The 25,704-nt window shown below is 58.4% G+C and carries 26 protein-coding genes and 1 other annotated feature; of the genes, 17 read left to right on the top strand and 9 right to left on the bottom strand.

From position 1 onward, the window contains the following. Positions 1 to 62 precede the first annotated feature (62 nt). Positions 63 to 1,343, bottom strand: a complete 1,281-nt coding sequence (locus tag ACUTQY_RS17290; protein WP_046686946.1) for an HdeD family acid-resistance protein — start codon at positions 1,341 to 1,343, stop codon at positions 63 to 65. Between the two features lie 185 nt (positions 1,344 to 1,528). Between ACUTQY_RS17290 and ACUTQY_RS17285 the strand changes: the two genes are divergently transcribed. After that, a complete protein-coding gene (locus ACUTQY_RS17285; protein ID WP_025302601.1) occupies positions 1,529 to 2,089 on the top strand; it encodes a YniB family protein in 561 nt (186 codons plus the stop codon). A 35-nt stretch (positions 2,090 to 2,124) separates the two neighbouring features. Here the strand turns inward: ACUTQY_RS17285 and ACUTQY_RS17280 are convergent, their stop codons facing one another. The 6 genes from ACUTQY_RS17280 to ghoS form a co-directional block, all read right to left on the bottom strand. Continuing rightward, the gene (locus tag ACUTQY_RS17280; protein WP_033642864.1) at positions 2,125 to 2,994 is read right to left on the bottom strand and encodes a fructosamine kinase family protein; all 870 of its coding nucleotides are present in this window, start codon (positions 2,992 to 2,994) and stop codon (positions 2,125 to 2,127) included. A gap of 240 nt (positions 2,995 to 3,234) precedes the next feature. Beyond that, the gene (locus ACUTQY_RS17275) at positions 3,235 to 4,089 is read right to left on the bottom strand and encodes a metal ABC transporter permease (protein WP_033642865.1); all 855 of its coding nucleotides are present in this window, start codon (positions 4,087 to 4,089) and stop codon (positions 3,235 to 3,237) included. Continuing rightward, complete coding sequence (gene yfeC / locus ACUTQY_RS17270; protein WP_016927980.1) at positions 4,089 to 4,949, bottom strand: iron/manganese ABC transporter permease subunit YfeC; 861 nt, start codon at positions 4,947 to 4,949, stop codon at positions 4,089 to 4,091. The genes ACUTQY_RS17275 and yfeC overlap by 1 nt, the downstream gene beginning before the upstream one ends. Further along, entirely contained in the window at positions 4,949 to 5,839 is an 891-nt protein-coding gene (locus ACUTQY_RS17265; RefSeq protein WP_033642866.1) for a manganese/iron ABC transporter ATP-binding protein, read from the bottom strand. The genes yfeC and ACUTQY_RS17265 overlap by 1 nt, the downstream gene beginning before the upstream one ends. After that, a complete protein-coding gene (locus tag ACUTQY_RS17260; RefSeq protein ID WP_033642867.1) occupies positions 5,836 to 6,780 on the bottom strand; it encodes a metal ABC transporter substrate-binding protein in 945 nt (314 codons plus the stop codon). Before ACUTQY_RS17260 ends, ACUTQY_RS17265 begins: the two co-directional genes overlap by 4 nt. A 131-nt stretch (positions 6,781 to 6,911) precedes the next feature. Continuing rightward, a complete protein-coding gene (gene ghoS, locus ACUTQY_RS17255) occupies positions 6,912 to 7,211 on the bottom strand; it encodes a type V toxin-antitoxin system endoribonuclease antitoxin GhoS (protein WP_033642868.1) in 300 nt (99 codons plus the stop codon). Positions 7,212 to 7,320: 109 nt separating this feature from the next. Between ghoS and ACUTQY_RS17250 the strand changes: the two genes are divergently transcribed. The 6 genes from ACUTQY_RS17250 (at position 7,321) to ACUTQY_RS17225 (ending at position 14,974) form a co-directional block, all read left to right on the top strand. After that, the gene (locus ACUTQY_RS17250; RefSeq protein ID WP_004931439.1) at positions 7,321 to 7,986 is read left to right on the top strand and encodes a transglycosylase SLT domain-containing protein; all 666 of its coding nucleotides are present in this window, start codon (positions 7,321 to 7,323) and stop codon (positions 7,984 to 7,986) included. Between the two features lie 304 nt (positions 7,987 to 8,290). Beyond that, positions 8,291 to 9,016 carry a gluconate 2-dehydrogenase subunit 3 family protein gene (locus ACUTQY_RS17245; RefSeq protein ID WP_033642869.1) on the top strand — a complete coding sequence of 242 codons (726 nt, stop codon included), beginning with the start codon at positions 8,291 to 8,293 and terminating at the stop codon, positions 9,014 to 9,016. 2 nt (positions 9,017 to 9,018) lie between these two features. Beyond that, positions 9,019 to 10,800, top strand: a complete 1,782-nt coding sequence (locus tag ACUTQY_RS17240) for a GMC family oxidoreductase (protein ID WP_004931432.1) — start codon at positions 9,019 to 9,021, stop codon at positions 10,798 to 10,800. A gap of 12 nt (positions 10,801 to 10,812) precedes the next feature. Further along, a complete protein-coding gene (locus ACUTQY_RS17235) occupies positions 10,813 to 12,150 on the top strand; it encodes a c-type cytochrome (RefSeq protein WP_033642870.1) in 1,338 nt (445 codons plus the stop codon). A 256-nt stretch (positions 12,151 to 12,406) separates the two neighbouring features. Then, positions 12,407 to 13,690: a serine/threonine protein kinase gene (locus ACUTQY_RS17230; protein WP_046686948.1), complete on the top strand. Its 1,284-nt coding sequence runs from the start codon at positions 12,407 to 12,409 to the stop codon at positions 13,688 to 13,690. 150 nt (positions 13,691 to 13,840) lie between these two features. Continuing rightward, positions 13,841 to 14,974: an ABC transporter substrate-binding protein gene (locus ACUTQY_RS17225; RefSeq protein ID WP_046686949.1), complete on the top strand. Its 1,134-nt coding sequence runs from the start codon at positions 13,841 to 13,843 to the stop codon at positions 14,972 to 14,974. Positions 14,975 to 15,010: 36 nt separating this feature from the next. Here the strand turns inward: ACUTQY_RS17225 and ACUTQY_RS17220 are convergent, their stop codons facing one another. Both ACUTQY_RS17220 and ACUTQY_RS17215 read right to left on the bottom strand, forming a co-directional pair. Beyond that, a complete protein-coding gene (locus ACUTQY_RS17220) occupies positions 15,011 to 15,697 on the bottom strand; it encodes a MarC family NAAT transporter (protein ID WP_046686950.1) in 687 nt (228 codons plus the stop codon). A 107-nt stretch (positions 15,698 to 15,804) separates the two neighbouring features. Continuing rightward, a complete protein-coding gene (locus ACUTQY_RS17215) occupies positions 15,805 to 16,032 on the bottom strand; it encodes a hypothetical protein (RefSeq protein WP_046686951.1) in 228 nt (75 codons plus the stop codon). A 223-nt stretch (positions 16,033 to 16,255) separates the two neighbouring features. On the opposite strand from ACUTQY_RS17215, the gene ACUTQY_RS17210 reads away from it, so the two are divergent. The 10 genes from ACUTQY_RS17210 (at position 16,256) to ihfA (ending at position 25,676) form a co-directional block, all read left to right on the top strand. After that, positions 16,256 to 17,305, top strand: a complete 1,050-nt coding sequence (locus ACUTQY_RS17210; RefSeq protein ID WP_033642876.1) for a YrzE family protein — start codon at positions 16,256 to 16,258, stop codon at positions 17,303 to 17,305. 239 nt (positions 17,306 to 17,544) lie between these two features. Further along, positions 17,545 to 18,168 (top strand): hypothetical protein, encoded by a 624-nt coding sequence (locus ACUTQY_RS17205; protein WP_046686952.1) that lies wholly within the window; start codon positions 17,545 to 17,547, stop codon positions 18,166 to 18,168. Positions 18,169 to 18,386: 218 nt separating this feature from the next. Continuing rightward, positions 18,387 to 20,315, top strand: coding sequence for a threonine--tRNA ligase (thrS, locus tag ACUTQY_RS17200; RefSeq protein ID WP_025159696.1), 1,929 nt, complete (start codon positions 18,387 to 18,389; stop codon positions 20,313 to 20,315). Between the two features lie 3 nt (positions 20,316 to 20,318). Then, positions 20,319 to 20,870: a translation initiation factor IF-3 gene (gene infC, locus ACUTQY_RS17195; protein WP_048233542.1), complete on the top strand. Its 552-nt coding sequence runs from the start codon at positions 20,319 to 20,321 to the stop codon at positions 20,868 to 20,870. Positions 20,871 to 20,968: 98 nt separating this feature from the next. Further along, positions 20,969 to 21,166: a 50S ribosomal protein L35 gene (gene rpmI, locus ACUTQY_RS17190; protein WP_004931418.1), complete on the top strand. Its 198-nt coding sequence runs from the start codon at positions 20,969 to 20,971 to the stop codon at positions 21,164 to 21,166. Positions 21,167 to 21,209: 43 nt separating this feature from the next. Next, positions 21,210 to 21,566, top strand: coding sequence for a 50S ribosomal protein L20 (rplT, locus tag ACUTQY_RS17185; protein WP_004931417.1), 357 nt, complete (start codon positions 21,210 to 21,212; stop codon positions 21,564 to 21,566). Between the two features lie 113 nt (positions 21,567 to 21,679). Continuing rightward, positions 21,680 to 21,802 (top strand) — a sequence feature (Phe leader region). After that, complete coding sequence (gene pheM, locus ACUTQY_RS17180) at positions 21,684 to 21,728, top strand: pheST operon leader peptide PheM (protein ID WP_121626058.1); 45 nt, start codon at positions 21,684 to 21,686, stop codon at positions 21,726 to 21,728. (Overlaps the previous feature by 45 nt.) 187 nt (positions 21,803 to 21,989) lie before the next feature. Then, complete coding sequence (gene pheS / locus ACUTQY_RS17175; protein WP_043143373.1) at positions 21,990 to 22,973, top strand: phenylalanine--tRNA ligase subunit alpha; 984 nt, start codon at positions 21,990 to 21,992, stop codon at positions 22,971 to 22,973. A gap of 14 nt (positions 22,974 to 22,987) precedes the next feature. Further along, on the top strand, positions 22,988 to 25,375 hold the full coding sequence (pheT, locus tag ACUTQY_RS17170) for a phenylalanine--tRNA ligase subunit beta (RefSeq protein ID WP_033642878.1): 2,388 nt from the start codon (positions 22,988 to 22,990) through the stop codon (positions 25,373 to 25,375). Positions 25,376 to 25,379: 4 nt separating this feature from the next. Beyond that, positions 25,380 to 25,676: an integration host factor subunit alpha gene (gene ihfA, locus ACUTQY_RS17165; RefSeq protein WP_004931414.1), complete on the top strand. Its 297-nt coding sequence runs from the start codon at positions 25,380 to 25,382 to the stop codon at positions 25,674 to 25,676. Positions 25,677 to 25,704: the final 28 nt, after the last annotated feature.

Raw genomic sequence — 25,704 nt, 5'->3', positions numbered from 1 at the left:
ACGGTTAACTCCTGCCGGCGCGGGTGAATGTGCCCGACACTTTATCATCGCCGGTGACGAGACTAAAACCTTTGCCTGCGCGTTTGGCTTTTGCCAAAACGCAGGATATTCCACACCTCGCGCAATTTCAGCCACCAGCGCTGGTGTTGACGCTCGGTGACCTGTTGCAACATGCGTGCGTAGTCCAGCACCAAACCCGGCGTCCAGGTCATGCTTTCGCCGCGGCTGCGCAGTACCGCCAGCATCCACAGGTTGGGATCGAGCACCAGCAACAGAAAGCGGCGCCACAGATGTTTATCGCCCAGCACGCCTTCCAACGCGCTGTCGAGCGCGCCGATGACCGTGGTGGAGCAGTTGCGCCGGGTCAGATTGTAGGTGGCGTCCTGCCGATAACGCAGCCAGAATGCGCGCAGCGCCGCCGGGTTATAGCGGTAGAATTGAATTTTCTTGTCCGGGGGGCACCAGGCGGCGATCTCGCCCGCCAGGTCGGGCAGGAAACGCCCGTCGACGTTGTTCTGTTCGCCGGCATGCAACAACTGGCGGAAATCCTGAACGGAATGGCTGATGTCGTTGAGCGGGTAGTGACTGATATACACATCCGGCGCGAGCGCCAGGGCGGCGTGACCGGTGGAGATATTGCCGCCGCCGTCGACCGCCGCGATGTATCGGTCGACGATGTAACGCCGGCGCGGATCTTTAGCCGCACCAATCGGTGTCCAGACATACACCGTGAGCGGCGCAGTCTCATCCTCCGGGTGCGGTGGCTGCCGCGCGGGGTGCTGATTCAGAGAGAAGCTTGTCAGTCTCCGGGCGATACGCAATAAGGCCCAACCGGAAAGCACCATCATCACGCCGAGGCAAAAGGGCACCGTCATCCGATGCGGCGCCGGCCAGCCGACAAAAATCATCAACGAAAGCAGGATCTCGCCGCTGCCCGCCAGCGCCACGCCTTTCCATCGACTGTGTTGAATCACCGTGGAGGAGGCGATGCGCACGGCGCCGTCAAGCAGCAGCGCGCTGCCAAACACCACGGTGGCGACGATGTTATCGTCTGCGGGCACGTCCAGCATTAAAAAGGCCATAAAGACAAAACCCAATCCTTTCAGCAGCACCGGCCTGCTGGCCGAAGAGCCGATCACCAGCGCGGCGGATACCGCCACCAACCCCTCCAGCGCCAGGATGACCGCCAGGGCATCCAGCGCCAGCACCGACCGGCCATCCTGCAGGATGTCGAACAGCATCAGCGCCCCTGCGGCTATCCACAGCCAACCGAACAGCACCAACAGACGGCGCTGACCGTGCAGCGCCTGCGCGCCCAGCAATAAGATAATCAGTCGAATCATGGCGGCCTCTGCCCGAATGGATAACGTTATCTCTTCAATGATAGTGTGCCGGCGCGGTTAAGTTTTTGATTTCGACTAATTCGGCTAAGCTTGTAGCACAGCGGGAGTGAAGAAAACGGTGGGCGAGTTTCGCCAACAGCAGGTAGACTTAGCCGATTCGGTTACGTCGCTAACAAGGGGAACACATGACGTATCAACAGGCCGGGCGTCTCGCCATTTTGAAACGCATTCTCGGATGGGTGGTTTTTATCCCGGCGTTGCTGTCGACGCTGATTTCCGTGCTGGGTTTTATCTATCAGCACAGTGAAAAAACCAAGGGCATCAACGCGGTGATGCTGGATTTCGTCCACGTGATGGTGGACATGGTGCGTTTCAACACGCCGTTCCTGAACCTTTTCTGGTACAACTCACCGGTGCCCGACGTGGATAAAAGCCTGTTCAGCGGCGCCAATCTGATGTTCATCATCATCTATATTCTGATCTTCGTCGGGCTGGCGCTGCAGGCTTCCGGCGCGCGCATGTCGCGTCAGGTCAAGTTCATCCGCGAAGGGTTGGAAGACCAGATGATCCTGGAGCAGGCCAAGGGCAGCGAAGGGCACACGCGCCAACAGCTTGAGGAGCGCATTACGCTGCCGCACCACACCATCTTCCTGCAGTACTTCCCGCTGTACATCCTGCCGATCGTGATTGCGGTGATCGCCTGGTTCGTGATCCGCCTGTTGGGGCAGTTGGCCGGCGCGGCCTGAACCATGAACGGGGCGCCGCTCGGCGCCCCGGAACGTTATGACGCTTCGGGCTGCAACAGCGCCTCCACCGCGCGTTGGGCAGCCACCAAATGCTGGCCGCCGAACAGATTGCTGCGGTTGAGCAGGTAGTACAGCTGATACAGCGGCTGGCGTTCGATAAATCCGGCCCCCAGCGGCCACACGCTCTGATAGCCGTCGTAGATCTGCGGCGGCAGCTCCGGATACAGCGGCAGCATCGCCAAATCGCACTCTCTGTCGCCCCAGTAGCTGGCCGGATCGAACAGTATCGGCCCGTTGGCGGTCATCGCGCAGTTGCCCGGCCACAGGTTGCCGTGCAGCAGGGAAGGCTGCGGCTGGTGGTGCTGCAAGCGCAGATACACCCGATCGACGATGTCGTCGATGTCGCCGAAGGTCATGCCTTTTTCCGCCGCCAGCTGCAGCTGCCAGCCGATGCGCTGCTCGGCGAAGAATTCCGACCAGCGGCGTTGCCAGGCGTTGGGTTGCGGGGTGGTGGTCAGATCGCTGTCGAAGTCGAGACCGAACTGCGGTTGCTCGCTCCACTGGTGCAGATGCGCCAGTTGTTGCCCCAGGCAGTAGGCGCCATGGGCGTCGAGGGGTTTCAACTGCTGATACTCCAGCAGCAGGAAGCTGTAGTCGCGATCGCTGCCGACGCCGTACACTTCCGGCACCCGCACGCTTTTGCTGCGCGCCAGCAGCGCCAGCTGATCGGCCTCGGCGGTGAATATCGGCAGTTGTTCACGGGCGTCGCATTTCACGAACACCTCGTTGTCACCGTAACTCACGCGCCACGCCGGGTGAATGTCGCCCCCGGGCAGTTCAATCCTTTCGCGTATCTCTGCGCTGCCAAGATGTTCACTTAACAGACGGCTAACGGCTTGCCACATGGTATTTCCCCCTCTGTGCTGCCTGATAATTCATTAGGTTAGCGTCTTTCCCGTGGTGAAAACACGACGCGGCGCACAGCCGGCGTCAAAGGCGGCGATTTTTTCAGCATCCCGCCAGCTCACAGTATATACCCTATTGATTAATTTAAGCGCAATACCGGTTGCAACTTGATGACAACGGATAAGGGGGCAGAGGAAACAGGATGCGGCGGAGAGCGCCGCCGCATCAGAGGAGGGCGTTTAACTGTCGCCCAGGGCGGTTTGGTTACGCTGTAACGGACGCAGTTTACCGTACAGTAAGGCGATAACGAACAGCACGGCCTGTACAATGACGATGCAGGGCCCGGTTGCGCCGTCGATGTGGAAACTGATCAGCGTGCCGAGCACGCAAGAGAACACCGACACCACCGTCGCCACCATCAGCATGCGATCGAAGCGGCGGCACAGCATAAAGGCGATGATGCCGGGGGCGATCAGCATGGCGATCACCAGGATCACCCCCACAGCCTGCAGCGAGGCGACGATGGTCATCGCCAGCAGACACAGCAGCCCGTAGTGCAGCAGCTTGACCGGCAGGCCAATCACTCGGGCGTGGTGCGGGTCGAAACAGTACAGCATGAAGTCTTTGCGCTTGAGCAACACCACCGCCAGGGTGAAGCCGGCGATCAGCAGGGTTTGCTTCAGCTCGCCGTCGGTGATGCCCAGCATGTTGCCGAACAGAATGTGGCTCAGGTGCTGGTCGGTGTCGATGCGCGAGAACAGCACCAGGCCGAAGGCGAACATGCCGGAGAAAACGATGCCCATCACCGTGTCTTCTTTCACCCGGCTGTTCTCTTTCAGGTAGCCGGTGGCCACCGCGCAGAAGATGCCGGAGAGGAAGGCGCCGATCGCCAGCGGAATGCCGATGACGAACGCCACTACGATGCCGGGCAAGACGGCGTGCGAGATGGCGTCGCCCATCAGCGACCAGCCCTTGAGCACCAGATAGCAGGAGAGCACGGCGCATACCACGCCGGTGACGATGGCGGCGACGATCGCCCGCTGCATGAACGGGTAGGCGAAGGGTTCGCTGAGCAGTTGGTAGAGCGTGTCCATCAGCGGCCTCCGGTTGGTGACTGTGCTACGCGACGTTTTGCCGCCAGCAGGCCGTGTTTCGGCGCGAAGCAGAACGCCGCCAGGAACACCAGCGTTTGCAGGGTGACGATCACCCCGCCGGTGGCGCCGTCGAGGAAGAAACTCAGGTAGGCGCCGATGCCGCTGGTCAATGCGCCGATGATGATGGCGATGATCACCAGCCGGCTGAAGCGGTCGGTCAGCAGATAGGCGGTGGCGCCCGGCGTGATCACCATGGCGATCACCAAAATGGCGCCGACGGTTTGCAGTGCGGCGACGGTGCAGGCGCTGAGCAGGGTGAAGAACAGGATCTTCAGCTTCAGCGGCGACAGGCCGATCGACACCGCGTGGCTTTCGTCAAAGAACACCGCCAGCAGATCTTTCCACACCAGGCACAGGATCAGCAGCGAAACGCCGATGATGATTTCCACCTGCAGCACGTCTTCGTCGGCGATGCCGAGGATATTGCCGAAGATGATCGACTGTACGTTGACCGAGGTGGGGTTGAGCGACACGATCAGCAGGCCGACGGCAAAGAAGGTGGAGAAGATAAAGCCGATGATGGCGTCTTCGCGCAGCCGGGTGATGTGGCGCACCAGCGTCATCGCCAGCGCCGCCAGCATGCCGGTGAAGAAGGCGCCGGCGGCGTAGGGCAGGCCGAGGGCATAGGCGCCGGCCACGCCGGGCACCACCGAGTGCGACAGCGCATCGCCCATCAGCGACCACCCTTTCAGCATCAGGTAGGCGGACAGAAACGCGCAGGCGGCGCCGACGATGGCGCTGACCCAGATGGCCTTCACCATGTAGTTATAACTGAAAGGTTGCAGCAGAAGGTCCAGCATCAGGATTGTTTCTCCCTGGCCTGACTGTTGGCAGGCGGATCGCTCTTGGTGTGGCCATAGAACACCGCCGGGCGTTCATCGTCGGTCAACACCGTGACGGTGCGCGGATCGTTGTCGTCGTGCAGATCCGGGCCGGAGAGGTTGATATGGCGCAGCACGCCGCCGAACGCCAGCTCCAGATTACTCTGGGTGAAGGTGGTTTCGGTCGGGCCGGCGGCTAACACCGTGCGGTTGATGAGGATCACCCGATCGCAGAACTCCGGCACGCTGCCGAGGTTATGGGTGGAAACCAGGATTAAATGCCCCTCGTCGCGCAGCGAGCGCAGCAGATCGATAATGGCATTCTCGGTTTTCACATCCACGCCGGTGAAAGGCTCATCCAGCAGCAGCACCGTGCCCTGCTGCGCCAGGGCGCGCGCCAGAAACACGCGCTTCTTCTGACCGCCGGAGAGTTCGCCGATCTGCCGGCCGCGCAGCTCGCTGAGGCCGACGCGCTCCAGCGCCTTGTCGACCCGCAAGCGATCCTCGCGCGACGGAATGCGCAGGAAATTCATCTTGCCGTAGCGGCCCATCATCACCACGTCTTCCACCAGCACCGGGAAGTTCCAGTCGACGTCTTCGGTTTGCGGCACGTAGGCGATCAGGTTCTTTTTCAGCGCGTCCGCCACCGGTTTGTCGCTCAGCGACACCCGGCCGCTGGTGGGCTTGACCAGCCCCATGATGCTTTTGAACAGCGTCGATTTACCGCTGCCGTTAACGCCCACCAGCGCGCAGATAGAACCGCCGCTCAGGGTAAAACTGGCGTTATGAATGGCGGTGTGCCCGTTGTTGTAGGTCACGGTGACGTCGTCCACGCTCAATTCAGGGCGGACAAACAGCTCATGGGTCATTGATCGAATCCTTTGGCGATGGTTTGCACGGTGGTGTTAAGCAGATCGATATAGGTCGGCACCGGGCCATCGCGGGTGGACAGCGAGTCCACGTACAACACGCCGCCGTATTTGGCGCCGGTCTCTTTCGCCACCTGCCTGGCCGGCTTGTCGGAAATGGTGCTCTCGCTGAACACCACCGGAATATGGTGGGCGCGCACCGCGTCGATCACCCGGCGGACCTGTTGCGGCGAGCCTTGCTCATCGGCGTTGATCGGCCACAGATAGACTTCTTTCAGCTGATAGTCCTGCGCCAGGTAGCTGAAGGCGCCTTCACTGGTCACCAGCCAACGCTGCGCGGCCGGAATGCGCGCCAGGCGTTCGCGCAGCGGAGCGTCCAGCGCGCCGATTTTCTCTGCGTAGGCCTTGGCGTTGCGGTTGTAGGTTTCCGCATTGGCCGGATCGTGCGCCACCAGCGCTTTACGGATGTTTTCGATATATACCAGCGCGTTGCTCGGTGACATCCAGGCATGCGGGTTCGGGTTGCCGTTATAGGGCCCTTCACGGATCGGCAGCGGGGTGATGCCTTCGGTCACGACCGCCGCCGGCACCTGCTTGATGTTCTCGAAGAAGCGCTGGAACCAGCGTTCCAGGTTCATGCCGTTCCACAGGATCAGGTCGGCGTGCTGCGCTTTGACGATATCGCGCGGGGTGGGCTGGTAATCGTGGATCTCGGCGCCCGGTTTGGTGATGGATTCCACGACGGCGGCGTCACCCGCCACGTTCTGGGCGATATCCTGAATGATGGTGAAAGTGGTCACCACGCGCAGCTTTTTTTCCGCCAGCGCGGGTTGGCTGACCAGAGCGGCGCCGAGCAGCAAACAGGCGAGCGTGAAGGGGCGTAACAGTGCGGCAGCGCGGGGAGGGCGACTGCGACGAAAAGCGCAAGTTATCAATGGCATGATGACGTCTCCTGGTTCAAATGAAAATGATTATCAATATCAATTGAAGCGAAGTCAAGCGTCACTTGCCCACCGCCGGCGGGGCTATTTCTCCAACTGAAAAATAATTCCGTCCGGGGAGTTATAGCATTTTATGTATCAGTATGTAACCGCTGAAGGTAGTCCTTACAGGTGCAGATCGCCACCTCCGGCTGTTTTCCCAACGCCAACTGCCCGAACCCCTGCGCAAGTCGCTGCACATCCTCTTGATCCAGAACGGTTATGAACGCAAAACTGTTGCTGCCGAGCTCATGATGAACGCCATTTTCGTCTGTCACCGACGTGACAAAACCTTCACGGGTCAATTGCCCGGTCAGCTTGGCCAGGTCGGTCAGTCCCGCTTCCTGATAGCGAAAAGTCACCACAAAGCAGCTTGTTGCAGATTGACTCATAAATCACCTCTTGGTATATGGATAGCTTGAGATTAGTCCAAAAAATTACTGCAGGTGTCCTTACAAGTTGTATATGCTACGCAACTCATTGAAAGGAGTGAGGGATTCTGTGAAAACAAAAATAGGTTGCCTTACGGCAATTTTGCTTTTGTCGGGGTGCGCCAAAGACCCGCAAACGGCGAGCAATATTTCAGGCAGTGGCACAACGCGCGGCGGTTGGTTAAAACCCCCTCCGCAGGCACCGGTAAACCGCACAGGCACCCCGGTTGCTTATAACGATTACATTCGTCAGGCCGCCAGCAACTACGGCGTCGACGAAACGCTGATTAAAGCGATTATTCAGGTGGAGTCCGGGTTTAACCCGAACGTGGTCAGCACCTCGAACGCAGTGGGATTGATGCAGCTGAAGGCTTCTACCGCCGGCCGCGACGCCTATCGCATGAAAGGACGAAGCGGGCAACCCAGCTCGCGTGAGCTGAAGGATCCGGCGGTCAATATTGATCTGGGAACGGCCTATATCAATATTCTTCAAAGCCAGCAGCTAGCCGGGATCAACAACCCACAGACTTTGCGTTACGCCACCATCGTTTCGTATGTGAACGGGGCGGGCGCCATGTTGCGCACTTTCTCCTCGGACAAGCGCGTGGCGGTTAATCGCATCAATCAGATGAGTCCGGATGAGTTTTATCAGCACATCCAGAAAAAGCACCCGGCACCGCAGGCGCCGCGCTATTTATGGAAAGTGACCACCGCTTATCAGGCGATGTCGCAGTAATCCCATCCTTTGAATCGGCCGCCGAACGCGGCCGATTTTGTTTTCGGCGTCAGTTTTTAGCGCGACCCGCCTCTCATTTTTCGTTATTTCCTCATCGCTTATCAGAAAAACCGCACAAAAAGTTAAATTTACGTTAGCAGATAAATCTTTACGTTCATTCAATAAGTTACCGGTAACATTTTTGCTTTTGCTCGCATTCTGACCTTCAATAAATAGACAAATAAGTAACAAATTATTTTAAAAACCCGTATCGATCGCAAGGTTGCGGTTAAATAGTTGTGACTATCTTTGGATGGAATGTGACATGTCGAATCATAAAACCAACAATTCGCGGCGCGATTTCTTGTTGAAATCGATGACCTTAATTCCTGCGGCGGTAATTGGTGGCAGCGGCGTTGGCGCGCTGACGGCCCCAGCACCAGCGGTCGCTGCCTCGAACACTTCAACGCAGAACGATTACCAACCGACCTTTTTCACCCCGGAAGAGTGGGCCTTCATCAAGGCCGCCGTCGCGCGCCTGATCCCGGCCGACGAACGCGGCCCTGGCGCGCTGGAAGCCGGCGTGCCGGAGTTTATCGATCGCCAGATGAACACGCCGTACGCCACCGGTTCCATCTGGTACATGCAGGGGCCGTTCAACCCCGATGTGCCGAAGGAGATGGGCTACCAGCTGCCGCTGGTGCCCAAGCAAATCTACAACCTCGGCATCCATGACGCCGACGCCTACAGCAAGAAAACCGCCGGCAAGCCTTTCGCCGAACTGGATGGCGCGCAGCAAGACGCCCTGCTGCAAAAGTTCGAGTCCGGCGAGGCGGAGTTCCAGCAACTGCCGTCGAAACTGTTCTTCTCCTATCTGCTGCAAAACACCCGTGAAGGTTTCTTCAGCGATCCGATCCATGGCGGCAACAAAGACATGGTTGGCTGGAAGCTGATTAATTTTCCGGGCGCGCGCGCCGATTTTATGGACTGGGTTGAGCGAGGGGAGCGTTATCCCTTCCCGCCGGTCTCGATTCGTGGGGAGAGGGGCTAACCATGGCAACGGTAATGAAAAAAGTAGACGCGGTGATCGTCGGCTTCGGCTGGGTGGGCGCGATCATGGCCAAAGAGCTGACCGAGGCCGGCCTCAACGTGGTGGCGCTGGAGCGCGGCCCGATGCGCGACACCTACCCGGACGGTTCTTATCCGCAGGTGATCGACGAGCTGACCTATAACATTCGACGCAAGCTGTTCCAGGATCTGTCGAAAAGCACCGTCACCATTCGCCACAACAGCAGCCAGACCGCGGTGCCTTATCGCCAGCTGGCGGCGTTCCTGCCGGGCACCGGCGTCGGCGGCGCCGGTCTGCACTGGTCGGGCGTGCATTTCCGCGTCGATCCGATCGAACTGCGCATGCGCAGCCATTATGAAGAGCGCTACGGCAAAAACTTCATTCCGAAGGACATGACCATCCAGGACTTCGGCGTGACCTACGACGAGCTGGAACCGTTCTTCGACAAAGCGGAGAAAGTGTTCGGCACCTCCGGCACCGCCTGGACCATCAAAGGGCAGAAAGTGGCGCAGAAGGGCGGCAACCGCTTTGCGCCGGATCGCTCCGACGACTTCCCGCTGCCGGCGCAGAAAAACACCTACTCCGCCCAGCTGTTCGAGAAAGCGGCGCTGGAGGTGGGTTACCACCCTTACAACCTGCCGTCCGCCAACACCTCGGACTCTTACACCAACCCGTACGGCGCGCAGATGGGTCCGTGCAACTTCTGCGGTTTCTGCAGCGGCTACGCCTGCTACATGTATTCCAAAGCCTCGCCGAACGTCAACATCTTGCCGGCGCTGCGCATGGAGAAACGCTTCGAGCTGCGCACCAACGCCAACGTGCTGAAGGTCAACCTGACTGATGACAAGTCCCGCGCCACCGGCGTGAACTACGTCGATGCGCAGGGCCGTGAGATTGAACAGCCGGCCGACCTGGTGATCCTGGGCGCGTTCCAGTTCCACAACGTGCACCTGATGCTGCTGTCCGGCATCGGCAAGCCTTACGATCCGGTGACCGGCGAAGGCGTGGTCGGGCGCAACTTCGCCTACCAGAACATGACCACCATCAAGGCGTTCTTTGATAAAGACGTCTTCACCAACCCGTTCATCGGCGCCGGCGGCAACGGCGTGGGCGTGGATGACTTCAACGCCGACAACTTCGATCACGCCAAAGAAGGCTTCGTCGGCGGTTCGCCGTTCTGGGTCAACCAGGCGGGCACCAAGCCGATCTCCGGCCTGCCGACCCCGCCGGGTACCCCGGCCTGGGGCAGCAAGTGGAAAGCGGCGGTGGCGGATGCCTACACCCACCACGTCTCGATGGATGCCCACGGCGCGCACCAGTCGTACCGCAACAACTATCTGGATCTCGATCCCAACTACAAGAACGTGTTCGGCCAGCCGCTGCTGCGCATGACGTTCGACTGGCAGGAAAACGACATCAAGATGGCGCAGTTCATGTACGACAAGATGGCGCCGATCGCCAAGGCGATGAACCCGAAACTGATCGCCGGCAGCCCGAAAAACGCCAACAGCCACTTCGATACCACCAGCTACCAGACCACCCACATGAACGGCGGTGCGGTGATGGGGGAAGATCCGAAGACCAGCGCGGTCAACCGCTATCTGCAGAGCTGGGATGTGCACAACGTGTTCTCGATCGGCGCATCGGCCTTCCCGCAAGGGCTGGGCTACAACCCGACCGGCACCGTGGCGGCGCTGGCTTATTGGTCTGCCCGCGCCATTCGAGAGCAGTATCTGAAAAACCCAGGCCCATTGGTGCAGGCATAAGGACGGCGAACGATGAAAGCATTTGTACCGGCACTGGTTCTCAGTGCAGTGAGTTTCTCCGTTTGGGCGCAGGACGCCACCGTCAGCAGCGAGCTGATCAAGCGCGGCGAGTACCTGGCGCGCGCCGGTGACTGCGTGGCCTGCCATACCGATGGCAAGAACGGCAAGACCTTCGCCGGCGGCCTGGCGATGGAGACGCCAATCGGCACCATCTACTCGACCAACATTACGCCGGACAAGAAAACCGGCATCGGCGATTACAGCTTCGAGGATTTCGACAACGCGGTGCGTAAGGGCGTAGCCAAAAACGGCAGCACCCTGTACCCGGCGATGCCGTACCCGTCGTTCGCGCTGGTGAAAGAGGACGACATGCGCGCCATGTATGCCTATTTCATGCACGGCGTGCAGCCGGTGGAGCAAGCCAACAAGGACTCCGACATCCCGTGGCCGCTGTCGATGCGCTGGCCGCTGAGCATCTGGCGCGGCATGTTTGCGCCGTCGCCGGCGGATTTTGTCGCCGACGCCAAGGCCGATCCGGTGATTGAGCGCGGCCGCTACCTGGTGGAAGGCCTGGGCCACTGCGGCGCCTGCCATACCCCGCGCAGCATCACCATGCAGGAGAAAGCGTTGAGCAACAGCGAAAGCGACGACTACCTGTCCGGGAGCAACGCACCGATCGACGGGTGGGTGGCTTCCAGCCTGCGCGGTGACCGCAAGGACGGCCTGGGCAGCTGGAGCGAAGCCGAGCTGACCGAGTTCCTGAAAACCGGCCGTAACGACAAAGCCATCGTGTTCGGCGGCATGAGCGACGTCGTGGAGCACAGCCTGCAATACCTGAGCGACGACGATCTGACCGCCATCGCGCGCTACCTGAAATCGCTGCCGCCGAAAGACGGCAAGCAGCAGGCGGCGCCGGTCGAAGACAGCGTGGCCAAGGATCTGTGGCGCGGGAATGACAGCAAGCCCGGCGCGGCCCTGTATGTTGATAACTGCGCGGCCTGCCACCGCACCGACGGCGTGGGCTACAAGCGCGCCTTCCCGTCGCTGAAGGGCAATCCGGTGGTGCAGACCGAGGACGCGACCTCGCTGATCCACATCGTGCTGACCGGCAACACCACGCCGGCGGTGCAGGGCGCGGTGTCCAACATCACCATGCCGCCGTTTGGCTGGCGTTTGAACGACCAGCAGGTGGCGGACGTGGTGAACTTCATCCGCTCCAGCTGGGGCAACAGCGCCAAACCGGTGAGCGCCTCCGACGTGGCTGACGTGCGTAAAGACCGCTCGATGATCCGCGATGAGAAGGAGATGGGCAGCGCCGAGGTGCCGGATCATCCGGACGCGAAGAAGTAAACCGTTTAAGGGCTCCGCAAGGGGCCCTTAGTTTTTCTGCCGCCGCCTGCTTTTTCAGCAGATTGTGTTCGCAAATCGTCCGTTCAGCCGATAAAACATAGACCCGCAGCGGATTTTTCATTATCCTTTGCCGTCCTTTCATCAGGCGTAAGTATGAAATATCGCTTTAATTCACTGATTATTATTAAAAAACTCGCGGAGAAGGATATCCCGTTAGGCGCAATCGTTGTCGCCGCAGATTAAGGTAGACTGTCTCATGAGTACGATTTCTCCCGATTCAGGCACGCTGACGGCCGCTCAGACTGCCAAATGGAACAAAACCGACACCGTCTGGATGTTCGGTCTCTATGCGACTGCGGTGGGCGCAGGTACGTTGTTCTTGCCGATCAACGCCGGCCTGAACGGCCCGCTGGTGCTGCTGTTGATGGCGCTGTTCGCTTTCCCGCTGACCTATTTGCCGCACCGCGCGCTCAGCCGCTTCGTGCTTTCCGGCTCCAGCCGCGACGGCAACATTCACGATGTGGTGGTGGAACACTTCGGCGTGCTGGCCGGCAAAATCATCATGGTGCTGTATCTGATGGCGTTCTTCCCGATCGTGCTGGTGTACAGCATTTCGATCACCAACGCGCTGGACAGCTTCCTGATCCATCAGTTTCACGTGGCGCCGCTGCCGCGCCTCTGGCTGAGCCTGGCCGTGGTGGTGGTGCTCAATCTGGTGCTGCTGCGCGGCAAAGACAGCATCGTGGCGGCGATGGGCATGCTGGTGTTCCCACTGCTGGTATTCCTGATGGGCATTTCGCTCTATCTGATGCCGAGCTGGAATACCGCCAACTTCGTGCATGGCCTGGCCGCCACCCGCTTCGACACGCCGGGGTTGTGGCATTCGCTGTGGCTGGCCGTGCCGGTGATGGTGTTTTCCTTCAGCCATGCGCCGATCATCTCTTCCTTCGCCTCGACCCAGAAGAGCCTGTATGGCGACAAGGCGGAACGCCGCTGCGCGCGCATCATGCGCTACAGCTATGTGCTGATCTGCGTTACCGTGCTGTTCTTCGTGTTCAGCTGCGTGCTGAGCCTGTCCCATGAAGACATGCAGCAGGCCAAAGCTCAGAACATCACGGTGCTGACCACCCTGGCCAACAAGTTTTCCAACCCGCTGATCGCCTATCTCGGCCCGGTGATGGCGATGCTGGCAATGGCTAAATCCTATCTCGGCACCTCGCTGGGGGTAACGGAAGGGGCGACCAGCCTGATCGACGGCGTTACGCGCGCGGTCGGCAAACCGCTCAGCTCGCGTATAACGCACCGAATCTCGGCGGTGGCGCTGTTCCTGCTGACCTGGGCGGCGACGGTGTGGAACCCCAGCGCGCTGCACATCATTGAAACCATCAGCGGCCCGCTGATTGCGGCGATCCTGTTCATCCTGCCGATGTACGCGGTGCGTGCGGTGCCGGCGATGCGTAAATACCGCGCGGCGAGCAACGTCTTCGTGCTGGTGATGGGCCTGATTGCGCTGTCGGCGCTGATCTACGGCCTGGTATGATCCCCTGGGCGCGCCGCCACTGGCGCGCCTCTCAACCTCTCTTTACACATCCCTTTGCAATTAATCGCCGGGTTGCCGGGCGTTATCTTTGATAATGCAAGCCATTCTCATTAGTATTTCCTGATTGCGTTCATGACTAAGGAGCTTTTCGTGCACCGTCGAATCACTTTGCCGGCGCTGGTTTGCGCCGCCTTACTCGCCTCTCCGGCGATGGCCACCACCTATCCGTTGACCCTGACCGACACGTCCGGCCAGACGCTCACCCTCCAGCAAGAACCGAAACGCATCGTGGTGCAGGACGGGCGCGACATTCTCACGCTGGCGCTGCTCGATCGCGCCAACCCGTTTGGCCGGCTGGTGGCCTGGAATAACTTATTGAAGAAAAGCGACGCGGCGACCTGGGATATCTTGCAGAGCAAATGGCCGGCGGCGAAAAACATCATCGATATGGGCTTCAGCGACAAGGGTGAAGTGAATCTGGAGAGCGTGATCGCCAAGCGGCCCGATCTGATGATCGCCCAGCTGCGCTCCAAACCGTCCCTGAGCCAAACCGGCGTGCTGGATAAGCTAAAGGCGCTGAACGTGCCGGTGCTGTTTATCGATACCATGCTCAAGCCGGTGGAAAACACGCCCAAAAGCGTGACGCTGCTGGGGGAAACCCTCAACCGCGAAAGCGAGGCCAAGCAATATACCGATTATTATCAGCAGCACTATCAGGCCATTCTAGCCAAAACGCAGGCGGTGGAACCCAAGCCGCTGGTGTTCTTTGAAGCCAAGGCCGGCCTGAACGGACTGGAGTCCTGCTGCTTTACCCATGCGCACGTCGGCTGGGGGGCACTGGTCGAGGCGGTCGGCGCGCGCAACATCGGCTCTGCGCTGCTGCCGGGCGCGACCGGCGACGTGGCGCTGGAAAAAGTGATCGCCATGAAGCCGGATGCCTACATCGTTTCCGGCTCACAGTGGGCCAGCAAGACCAACGCCGCAGTGCCGTTCGGCTATGGCGTGACGCAGCAGCAGGTGGATGAGGCTTTCAACCGCATGAAGCAGCGCCCAGGGTTCGCGCAGCTGTCGGCGGTGAAGGAAGGGCGGTTCTACGGCATCTACCATAACTTCTACAACCACCCGTACAACATCGTCGGGCTGGAGTATCTGGCGAAGTTTATCTATCCGGCGCAGTTCCCGGATTTGGATCCGGCCAAGACCTACAGCGAGATCCTCAGTCGCTTTACCGAAGTGCCGGAAGGCAAGGGCATTTTGGGCGCGCAGGCGCCGGCGGGGAAATAACGGCAACGGGCGCGATGTCGCGCCCGTTTTTTATCGTCAGGCGGCTGGTGTGTAGGTGGAGATGATCTCGAGCACGCCGTTGATGATGAACTGCACGCCCATACAGACCAGCAGGAAGCCCATCAGGCGCGAGATCGCTTCGATGCCGCTTTTCCCGACCAACCGCATGATGGCGCCGGAACTGAGCAGGCAGCCCCACAGGATCACCGCGACCGTCAGGAAGATGGCGACCGGCGCCACGGCCAACACCCAGGGTTCAAAACCCAGCGAGTTCGCTTTGACGCTCGACGCCGAGCTGATGATCATCGCGATGGTGCCCGGCCCGGCGGTGCTCGGCATGGCCAGCGGCACGAAGGCGATGTTGGCCGACGTCTTGTGGCGCAGCTCGTGCGACTTGCTCTCCACCTCCGGCGCGTCTTCGGGGCTCTGCTGCGGGAACAGCATGCGAAAACCGATGAAGGCGACGATCAGGCCGCCGGCGATGCGCAGGCCGGGGATCGAAATGCCGAAGGTGTTCATCACCACCTGCCCGGCGTAAAACGCCACCGTCATGATGCAGAACACATAAACCGAGGCCATCAGCGACTGCTGATTACGCTCTTCGCGCGTCATATTGCCGGACAATCCGAGCAGCAACGCCACCGTGGTCAGCGGGTTGGCCAGCGGCAACAGCAGCACCAAACCCAGTCCGATGGCCTGGAATAACTGCAAAATACCCGTCATAAAATAGACTCCCTGTGCAACGTTCAAGCCGCCAAACGGCGGCCCATGAGCTGAACAGCCTAGCCTGCCGTACGCCTGGCGGCAATGGGGATAGCTCGTAACGTTAATTAACCGTCGGCCCGGGCGTTCAGCATCGCCGGCCGGAGAAATTCGTCGGCGGGAGACTCATCGTCATCGCTGCACTCGCCGGCGAGCTCAGGTTCATCCTCACACCCCAGCGGCGCCTCGTTGACCGCAATCGCGCGCGGCACCGAACGTGCGCCAAAATGCACCAGCCCATATAACGTCGCCAATGCTGCGCACGCCACGATGAGGGCTGCGAGTAACCGGTTCATGTTGTGCGCTAAGACCTTGTTCATTGGTGGATAGCGTAAGAATAGTGACGCTAAGGCGGCCTGTCAGCGTAGCGCCGCTGAAAGTAAACGCACGTCTGAAGTCATTATCATTAATTATTTTTAACTGTTTTCACCCTTTAACCGCCTGATCGATGAAGCGAGTCTATAATGGTAAGGCTTTCTGGCATTTCTTTATAATCGAAAACTTAAAAGGAGTTTTACTATGGAAGTGGCAAAAGAATGGGTAGCGGCGAAAAAAATCTCCTGGGGCAGCGTCATCGGCGGCGTGATCACCGTATTGGCTGTTTCACTGTTGCTGTCGACGTTAGGCACCAGTCTTGGATTCTCCATCGTGGATCCGACATCAGACGATCCGATAAACGGCGCCGGTACCACCGTAGTGATTTGGTCCGCTGTTTCAATCATTATTAGTTTGGCCGCCGGCGCTTTTATTGCCGGGCGTTTGGCTGCTAATGACGGACTTATTCATGGCTTCCTGGTATGGGCGACCTCACTGATTGTGGCGGCGGTGCTGGGGGGGATGCTGGTCGGGTCTGCCGTGAAGGCGACCGGCAATGCGCTGGGCGCTATCGCTTCGACCTCCGGCAGCTTGCTCTCCGGCGCCGGTTCAGCGATTGGCAAAGGGGCATCCGGATTGGCGGACGCCGGCGGTAAAGTGTTTGACAAGTTGGGCATTGACACAACCTTGGAACCTGAACAGTTGCAAGGCGATGTGGTTACGGCGCTTAAAAAAAGCGGTATCCCGTCATTACAGCCTGAATTCATGCAACAGCAGTTGAATGCGGCCAAAACTGATTTGGCGGACGCAGTAAAAGCTCTGGCACTTCAGCCTGACAATAGCGACGCCATTATTAATCAACTGGTCGCCAAGCTTAAAAAACAGGGTGAGGCCATCTCGCAAGATGTGGATCAAGACGCCCTGAAAAAGGCCTTGGCGGAAAATACCGATATGACGCCGCAGGAAGTGGACCAGACGGTGAAGAATTTGGTCGAAGCCAAAAATAAAACTGCCCAGCTGGTTAATCAGCGTTTGGATGACGCCGAAGCAAAAATCAATCAGGCAAAACAGGAGTATGTGGAGCTGAAACAGAAGGCGCGCGAGCAGGCTGCCGCTGCTGCGGACGAATTGTCGCGGGCCGCATTGTGGTCGTTCTTTGCGCTGTTGATTGGCGCAGTGGTCAGTGCGTTGGCCGGCTTGTGGGGCGTTAACACCAATGTCCGCCGTATCGCGGTATCACCTGCGCAGGCGTAATCTTCAGGCTCCTTTGCGCGTCTCGATGATATAGGGATGAGAGCCTGGAATACTGACGACGATGAAGTGACTGCCAGGAAAGACTGGCCTCACCCCGGCCCAGGTGCCGGGGTTTTTTATTGTTTCGGCGTAATTAACGACCACCTTTCGCGCGGCGCAGGGCATTAGGCATCAATTGCCACGATCCCTGAGAACAGGTGGATACCATAGATGCGCTGTAAATAATAATGAGTGTGATTATGAAACAAGAACTGCATATTTTACTGGGGAAAATCGGCGCATTCGCGCTTTCCGCCGCCTTCATGGGGGCATTGGTCGGCCTGGTGTTTATCGATGTGCACTGGCTGCATAACTTCGTGCATGAAACCTCGTTGACCGAAGCGGCGCAGGAGCTGTTGCTGCTTGCCATCTCCGGCGGTTTCTTCGCCGCGGCTCGGCGACAGGCCGAGCGTCGTTCCGCCTGGCTGCTGGTTGGCGGCTTCTTTCTCTGCATGCTGATCCGCGAGATGGACTTCGCTTTCGATGCGTTGTGGCACGGCGCCTGGGTGTGGTTCGCGCTGGCGGTCGCCTTGGCCTGTCTGTGGCATGCCGCAAGGCATATTGCGGCTACGGCGCGCGGCCTGGTCTATATCGTGTCGCACCCCGGCTACGGCATGATGTGCGCCGGCCTGCTGTGCATCCTGGTGTTTTCACGCCTGTTCGGCATGAGCGCGCTGTGGCAAACGCTGATGCTGGACGGTTACAACCGGGTGGTGAAAAACATGGTGGAAGAGGGATGCGAACTGCTGGGCTACGGCCTGTGCCTGCTGGCCACCCTTAGCTATCTGAAAGGCGTGTTTGCGCCGGATAGAGCGAAAGTGTGAGGGCGGCGGCGCTTTATTTATCCGGAACAATTTTAGTGATACTATTCGCTTAGCCGAATGCGGCTGAGAAGGTATGCGTTCCATTCTGTATACCCAGTGAGGTTTCAATCTGGCAATTGTGGGCGAGATCTGAAACCTGGCTGACCAAACCCAAAATCCAATTTTCGTACTGCATGTGATCTGTCGTGTGGGTCACCACTGTAGATAAGGAATTATTAATGCCTGTTATTACCCTTCCTGACGGAAGTCAGCGTCATTTCGACCACCCCGTTTCCCCGATGGATGTCGCGCGCGATATTGGCCCTGGCCTGGCGAAAGCCTGTATCGCCGGCCGTGTCAACGGCGAGCTGGTCGACGCCGGCGATCTGATCGAATCAGATGCGCAGCTGGCCATCATCACCATCAAAGACGAAGACGGTCTGGAAATCATGCGCCACTCCTGCGCGCACCTGCTGGGTCATGCGATCAAGCAGCTGTGGCCGGATACCAAAATGGCGATCGGTCCGGTGATCGACAACGGTTTCTATTATGACGTGGACATCGATCGCACCCTGACGCAGGAAGACCTGGATCTGCTGGAAAAGCGGATGCACGAGTTGGCCGATAAGGATTACGACGTCATCAAGAAGAAGGTCAGCTGGCAAGAAGCCCGCGACACCTTCGCTGAGCGCGGCGAAATCTATAAAGTGGCGATCCTGGATGAGAACATCAGCCATGACGATCGTCCGGGCCTGTATCACCACGAAGAATACGTCGACATGTGCCGCGGTCCGCACGTGCCGAACATGCGTTTCTGCCACCATTTCAAACTGCAGAAAACCTCCGGCGCTTACTGGCGCGGCGACAGCAAAAACAAAATGCTGCAGCGTATCTACGGTACCGCCTGGGCAGACAAGAAGCAGCTGAACGCCTACCTGCAACGCCTGGAAGAAGCGGCCAAGCGCGACCACCGCAAGATCGGCAAACAGCTCGACCTGTATCACATGCAGGAAGAAGCGCCGGGCATGGTGTTCTGGCACAACGACGGTTGGACTATCTTCCGCGAGCTGGAAGCCTTCGTGCGTATGAAGCTCAAAGAGTACCAGTACCAGGAAGTGAAAGGTCCGTTCATGATGGACCGCGTGCTGTGGGAAAAAACCGGCCACTGGGAAAACTACAAAGACGCCATGTTCACCACCGCGTCGGAAAACCGCGAATACTGCATCAAGCCGATGAACTGCCCGGGTCACGTGCAGATTTTCAACCAGGGCCTGAAGTCGTACCGCGATTTGCCGCTGCGCATGGGCGAATTCGGCAGCTGCCACCGCAACGAGCCTTCGGGTTCCCTGCACGGCCTGATGCGCGTGCGCGGCTTCACGCAGGATGACGCCCACATCTTCTGTACCGAAGAGCAGGTGCGCGCCGAAGTGAACGAATGCATTCGCATGGTCTATGACGTGTACGGCACTTTCGGCTTCGACAAAATCGCCGTCAAGCTGTCCACTCGCCCGGAAAAACGCATCGGCACCGACGACATGTGGACCCGTGCGGAAGAAGACCTGGCCGCCGCGCTGACCGAGAACGGCATTCCGTTCGAGTACCAGCCGGGCGAGGGCGCCTTCTACGGACCGAAAATTGAATTTACCCTGCATGATTGTTTGGATCGCGCATGGCAATGTGGTACCGTGCAGCTCGATTTCTTCTTGCCGGGCCGTTTGGGCGCATCGTACGTTGGCGAAAACAACGATCGCGTCGTGCCGGTAATGATTCACCGCGCCATTTTGGGCTCCATGGAACGCTTCATCGGTATCCTTACCGAAGAATATGCCGGGTTCTACCCGACCTGGATCGCTCCGGTGCAGGTGGTGGTGATGAATATCACCGACAGCCAGTCTGATTACGTCCAGCAATTGACCAAAAAACTGCAGGATGCAGGTATTCGCGTGAAAGCGGACTTGAGAAATGAGAAGATTGGCTTTAAAATTCGCGAACATACTTTACGTCGAGTCCCTTACATGTTGGTGTGCGGTGACAAAGAGGTCGAAGCAGGCAAAGTTGCCGTTCGTACCCGCCGTGGCAAAGACTTGGGAAGCCTGGACGTAAACGAAGTCGTAGACAAGCTGCTGAAAGAGATTCGCAGCCGTAGTCTTCATCAACTGGAGGAATAAAGTATTAAAGGCGGAAAACGAGTTCAACCGGCGCGTCCTAATCGCATTAACAGAGAAATTCGCGCGCAAGAAGTTCGCCTAACCGGCGTCGATGGCGAGCAGATTGGTATTGTCAGTCTGAATGAAGCTCTTGAAAAAGCTGAGGAAGCGGGCGTTGATTTAGTAGAAATCAGCCCAAATGCCGAACCGCCAGTTTGCCGAATCATGGATTACGGCAAATTCCTCTACGAGAAGAGCAAGTCGACGAAAGAACAGAAGAAGAAGCAAAAAGTTATCCAGGTTAAGGAAATCAAATTCCGTCCTGGCACCGATGATGGCGACTATCAGGTCAAACTACGCAACCTGATTCGCTTTCTGGAAGATGGCGATAAAGCCAAAATCACCCTGCGTTTCCGCGGGCGTGAGATGGCGCACCAGCAGATCGGCATGGAAGTGCTTAACCGCGTCCGTAAAGACCTGTGTGAAGATATGGATCTGGCAGTGGTCGAGTCCTTCCCTACGAAGATCGAAGGCCGCCAGATGATTATGGTGCTCGCTCCTAAGAAGAAACAGTAAGGCTTACAAGTAATGGAACCCGCGCGGCGCTTGCGCTGTGTGGGTTTTATTCGCCCAACTGATTCGTTGTTTAACAATGCGAAGTGGATTTAATTAAAATGCCAAAGATTAAAACTGTACGTGGTGCAGCCAAGCGCTTCAAAAAAACCGGCAGCGGTGGTTTTAAGCGTAAACATGCCAACCTGCGTCATATTCTGACCAAAAAAGCAACCAAGCGTAAACGTCACCTGCGTCCGAAAGGCATGGTGTCTAAAAACGATCTGGTCCTGGTTACCGCGTGCCTGCCGTACGCATAAGCCATTTTTTTTGAATTTAGAATAAGACTTTAGGAGAGAGCATATGGCTCGCGTAAAACGTGGTGTAATTGCACGCGCACGTCACAAGAAAATCATGAAGCAGGCGAAAGGTTACTACGGTGCCCGTTCGCGCGTATATCGTGTTGCCTTCCAGGCAGTAATCAAAGCAGGTCAGTATGCTTACCGTGACCGTCGTCAACGTAAGCGTCAGTTCCGTCAGCTGTGGATTGCACGTATCAACGCAGCTGCTCGTCAGAACGGTCTGTCTTACAGCAAGTTCATCAACGGCCTGAAAAAAGCCTCGATCGAAATTGACCGTAAGATCCTGGCTGACATCGCAGTCTTCGACAAAGTGGCCTTCGGCGCACTGGTTGAGAAAGCGAAAGCAGCTCTGGCGTAAGTCAGTAGAAGAGGGAGCTTGCTCCCTCTTTTAATCTTTGTTTTCAGCGACAAATATTGACTTTCATTGCCCGCCGCTATATCACTGGTGGACAATCATCGACAAGGTACCGCAATCATGCACGCAGCTATTTTTCGTTTCTTTTTTTACTTTAGCGCCTGACTTCAGGAGGCTTTGCGCGTAAGAAAAGAAACGAAAAGTAGCGCCTAAGCCTCCCTCGTGGAGGCTTTTTTGTTTTTGGCCATCGTCCCGCCTTGCAAAGCGTTGCGGTGAGAACGGCGGGTACTCAGCCGGCCCTGTGCCGCGCAGGTGAGCCATCCGGCCGACAACGCATTGAAAAGTCTTTGAAGATTGCTCAAAGGCGTGTTCGAATAATAGATAACAATTACTTAGGGCCATCCCGGCCAGAGGAAGAGGAAAGCAATGCCACATCTCGCAGAGCTGGTTGCCAGTGCCAAGGCAGCCGTAGAAGATGCCCAGGATGTTGCCGCGTTAGATTTGGTACGCGTCGAATATTTTGGCAAGAAAGGTCATTTCACCTTGCAGATGCAGTCTCTGCGCGACGTACCGGCGGAAGACCGCCCGGCGGCCGGCGCGGTGATCAACCAGGCCAAGCAAGAGGTGCAAGACGCCCTGAACGCGCGCAAGAACGCGCTGGAAAGCGCCGCGCTGAACGCGCGCCTGGCGGCTGAAACCATCGACGTCTCCCTGCCGGGCCGTCGCATGGAAAACGGCGGCCTGCACCCGGTGACCCGCACCATCGACCGCATCGAAACCTTCTTCGGCGAGCTGGGCTTCTCCGTCGCTACCGGCCCGGAGATTGAAGACGATTACCATAACTTCGACGCGCTGAACATTCCAGGGCACCACCCGGCGCGCGCCGACCACGATACTTTCTGGTTCGACGCCACGCGCCTGCTGCGCACTCAGACCTCCGGCGTGCAGATCCGCACCATGAAGAACCAGCAGCCACCAATCCGCATCATTGCGCCGGGCCGCGTTTATCGTAACGACTACGATCAGACTCACACCCCGATGTTCCACCAGATGGAAGGGCTGATCGTTGATAAAGACATCAGCTTCACCAACCTGAAGGGCACGCTGCACGATTTCCTGAATAACTTCTTTGAAGAAGACCTGCAGGTTCGTTTCCGTCCGTCCTACTTCCCGTTCACCGAGCCGTCCGCCGAAGTGGACGTGATGGGCAAAAACGGTAAATGGCTGGAAGTGCTGGGCTGCGGCATGGTGCATCCGAACGTACTGCGCAACGTGGGCATCGATCCGGAAGTTTACTCCGGCTTCGCCTTCGGTATGGGCATGGAGCGCCTGACGATGCTGCGTTACGGCGTCACCGACCTGCGCGCATTCTTCGAAAACGATCTGCGTTTCCTCAAACAGTTTAAGTAAGGCGGGAATATCACATGAAATTCAGTGAACTCTGGTTGCGCGAGTGGGTAAACCCGGCCATCAGCAGCGAAGCATTATCCGATCAAATCACCATGGCCGGTTTGGAAGTGGACGGCGTGGATCCGGTTGCCGGCGCGTTTAACGGCGTCGTGGTGGGTGAAGTGGTCGAGTGCGGTCAGCACCCGAACGCCGACAAATTGCGCGTCACCAAGGTCAACGTTGGCGGCGACCGCTTGCTCGACATCGTCTGCGGCGCGCCGAACTGCCGCACCGGCCTGAAAGTGGCGGTCGCCACCGTGGGCGCGGTGCTGCCGGGCGATTTCAAAATCAAGGCCGCCAAACTGCGCGGCGAACCTTCGGAAGGCATGCTGTGTTCGTTCTCCGAACTGGGCATTTCTGACGATCATGACGGCATTATCGAACTGCCGCTGGATGCGCCGATCGGCACCGACATCCGTGACTATCTGAAACTGAACGACAACACCATCGAGATCAGCGTCACCCCGAACCGCGCCGACTGCCTGGGCATCATCGGCGTCGCGCGTGACGTGGGCGTACTGAACCAGGTTGCGCTGACCGAGCCGGACATGAGCCCGGTGCCCGCGACGATTGACGCCACGCTGCCGATCCGCGTTGACGCGCCGCAGGCGTGCCCGCGTTATCTGGGCCGCGTGGTGAAAGGCATCAACGTCAAGGCGCCAAGCCCGCTGTGGATGCGTGAAAAACTGCGTCGTTGCGGTATCCGTTCTATCGATGCCGTCGTCGACGTCACCAACTATGTGCTGTTGGAACTTGGCCAGCCGATGCACGCTTTCGATCTGAGCCGCATCGACGGCGGCATCGTGGTGCGCATGGCGGAAGAAGGGGAAACCTTGACGTTGTTGGACGGCAACGAAGCCAAACTGAACGCCGACACCTTAGTGATCGCCGATCACCAAAAAGCATTGGCGATGGGCGGCATCTTCGGCGGCGAGCATTCCGGCGTCAACGGCGAAACCCAGGACGTGCTGCTGGAGTGCGCTTTCTTCAGCCCGCTGTCGATCACCGGCCGCGCGCGCCGTCACGGCCTGCACACCGATGCTTCTCACCGCTATGAGCGCGGCGTCGATCCGGCGCTGCAGTACAAAGCCATGGAGCGCGCCACGCGCCTGCTGCTCGACATCTGCGGCGGCCAGGCAGGCCCGATTATCGACGTGACTCACGAGAATGAACTGCCGAAGCGCGCCACCATCACGCTGCGCCGCGAGAAGCTGGATCGCCTGATCGGCCACGTGGTGCCGAGCGAGCAGGTCAGCGACATTCTGCGCCGCCTGGGTTGCCAGGTGACCGAACAGGGCGACAGCTGGCAAGCGGTCGCGCCGAGCTGGCGTTTCGATATGGAGATCGAAGAGGATCTGGTGGAAGAAGTGGCGCGCGTTTACGGCTACGACAACATTCCGGATGTACCGGTGCGCGCCGATTTGGTGATGACCCAGCATCGCGAAGCCGATCTGACGCTCAAGCGCGTGAAGACCATGCTGGTCGATCACGGTTATCAGGAAGCGATCACCTACAGCTTCGTCGATCCGAAAGTGCAGGCGCTGCTGCACCCGAATGAAGAAGCGCTGATCCTGCCGAGCCCGATTTCGGTCGAAATGTCGGCGATGCGTCTGTCGCTGTGGACCGGCCTGCTGTCTGCGGTGGTGTATAACCAGAACCGCCAGCAGACGCGCCTGCGCCTGTTCGAAAGTGGCCTGCGCTTTGTGCCTGATAGTGCGGCAGATCTGGGTATCCGTCAGGACGTCATGCTGGCGGGCGTGATCGCCGGCCATACGCACGATGAACATTGGGATCTGGCGCGCAAGCCCGTCGACTTCTATGATTTAAAAGGGGATCTGGAGTCTGTCCTCGAGCTGACCGGTAAATTATCCGAAATTCAGTTCCGGGCGGAAGCCAATCCGGCCCTGCATCCAGGGCAAAGTGCGGCGATTTATTTGCACGGCGAACGCGTTGGTTTCATCGGTGTGGTTCACCCGGAACTTGAACGTAAACTGGATCTTAACGGCCGCACCGTGGTGTTTGAACTGGAGTGGAACAAGCTTGCGAGCCGCGCCGTGCCTCAGGCGCGGGAGATTTCGCGCTTCCCGGCAAACCGCCGTGATATCGCCATTGTGGTGGCTGAAAACGTCCCCGCAGAAGATATTTTGGCCGAGTGTAAGAAAGTTGGCGCAAATCAGGTAGTTGGCGTAAACTTGTTTGACGTGTACCGTGGCAAGGGCGTGGCAGAAGGTGACAAGAGCCTGGCTATCAGTCTGGTATTGCAGGATACCGCTCGTACACTGGAAGAAGAGGAGATAGCCGCTACCGTTGCAAAATGCGTAGAGGCTCTAAAACAGCGATTCCAAGCATCCTTGAGGGATTGAACCTATGGCGCTTACTAAAGCTGAAATGTCAGAACACCTGTTTGAGAAGCTTGGGCTTAGCAAACGGGACGCCAAAGACCTGGTGGAACTGTTCTTTGAAGAGGTCCGTCGGGCCCTTGAGAATGGCGAACAGGTAAAACTGTCGGGTTTTGGCAACTTTGATCTGCGTGACAAGAACCAACGTCCGGGGCGTAACCCGAAGACCGGCGAAGACATTCCGATTACGGCGCGCCGCGTGGTGACCTTCCGTCCGGGGCAGAAGCTGAAAAGCCGGGTAGAAAACGCCAGCCCGAAAGGGTGAATGACGTGACATCAAAAAAGGCCGCTTG

This window comes from Serratia sp. TSA_130.1 (genome assembly GCF_052691795.1).
The sequence above is the reverse complement of the archived record's forward strand: the minus strand, read 5'-3'. Positions and strand labels throughout refer to the sequence as shown.

Excerpts from the sequence above, each read along its gene's own strand:
- ACUTQY_RS17290 (WP_046686946.1), bottom strand. The coding sequence starts at position 1,343 with ATGATTCGACTGATTATCTTATTGCTGGGCGCGCAGGCGCTGCACGGT.
- ACUTQY_RS17285 (WP_025302601.1), top strand. The coding sequence starts at position 1,529 with ATGACGTATCAACAGGCCGGGCGTCTCGCCATTTTGAAACGCATTCTC.
- ACUTQY_RS17280 (WP_033642864.1), bottom strand. The coding sequence starts at position 2,994 with ATGTGGCAAGCCGTTAGCCGTCTGTTAAGTGAACATCTTGGCAGCGCA.
- ACUTQY_RS17275 (WP_033642865.1), bottom strand. The coding sequence starts at position 4,089 with ATGGACACGCTCTACCAACTGCTCAGCGAACCCTTCGCCTACCCGTTC.
- yfeC (WP_016927980.1), bottom strand. The coding sequence starts at position 4,949 with ATGCTGGACCTTCTGCTGCAACCTTTCAGTTATAACTACATGGTGAAG.
- ACUTQY_RS17265 (WP_033642866.1), bottom strand. The coding sequence starts at position 5,839 with ATGACCCATGAGCTGTTTGTCCGCCCTGAATTGAGCGTGGACGACGTC.
- ACUTQY_RS17260 (WP_033642867.1), bottom strand. The coding sequence starts at position 6,780 with ATGCCATTGATAACTTGCGCTTTTCGTCGCAGTCGCCCTCCCCGCGCT.
- ghoS (WP_033642868.1), bottom strand. The coding sequence starts at position 7,211 with ATGAGTCAATCTGCAACAAGCTGCTTTGTGGTGACTTTTCGCTATCAG.
- ACUTQY_RS17245 (WP_033642869.1), top strand. The coding sequence starts at position 8,291 with ATGTCGAATCATAAAACCAACAATTCGCGGCGCGATTTCTTGTTGAAA.
- ACUTQY_RS17240 (WP_004931432.1), top strand. The coding sequence starts at position 9,019 with ATGGCAACGGTAATGAAAAAAGTAGACGCGGTGATCGTCGGCTTCGGC.
- ACUTQY_RS17235 (WP_033642870.1), top strand. The coding sequence starts at position 10,813 with ATGAAAGCATTTGTACCGGCACTGGTTCTCAGTGCAGTGAGTTTCTCC.
- ACUTQY_RS17230 (WP_046686948.1), top strand. The coding sequence starts at position 12,407 with ATGAGTACGATTTCTCCCGATTCAGGCACGCTGACGGCCGCTCAGACT.
- ACUTQY_RS17220 (WP_046686950.1), bottom strand. The coding sequence starts at position 15,697 with ATGACGGGTATTTTGCAGTTATTCCAGGCCATCGGACTGGGTTTGGTG.
- ACUTQY_RS17215 (WP_046686951.1), bottom strand. The coding sequence starts at position 16,032 with ATGAACCGGTTACTCGCAGCCCTCATCGTGGCGTGCGCAGCATTGGCG.
- ACUTQY_RS17210 (WP_033642876.1), top strand. The coding sequence starts at position 16,256 with ATGGAAGTGGCAAAAGAATGGGTAGCGGCGAAAAAAATCTCCTGGGGC.
- ACUTQY_RS17205 (WP_046686952.1), top strand. The coding sequence starts at position 17,545 with ATGAAACAAGAACTGCATATTTTACTGGGGAAAATCGGCGCATTCGCG.
- thrS (WP_025159696.1), top strand. The coding sequence starts at position 18,387 with ATGCCTGTTATTACCCTTCCTGACGGAAGTCAGCGTCATTTCGACCAC.
- rpmI (WP_004931418.1), top strand. The coding sequence starts at position 20,969 with ATGCCAAAGATTAAAACTGTACGTGGTGCAGCCAAGCGCTTCAAAAAA.
- rplT (WP_004931417.1), top strand. The coding sequence starts at position 21,210 with ATGGCTCGCGTAAAACGTGGTGTAATTGCACGCGCACGTCACAAGAAA.
- pheS (WP_043143373.1), top strand. The coding sequence starts at position 21,990 with ATGCCACATCTCGCAGAGCTGGTTGCCAGTGCCAAGGCAGCCGTAGAA.
- pheT (WP_033642878.1), top strand. The coding sequence starts at position 22,988 with ATGAAATTCAGTGAACTCTGGTTGCGCGAGTGGGTAAACCCGGCCATC.
- ihfA (WP_004931414.1), top strand. The coding sequence starts at position 25,380 with ATGGCGCTTACTAAAGCTGAAATGTCAGAACACCTGTTTGAGAAGCTT.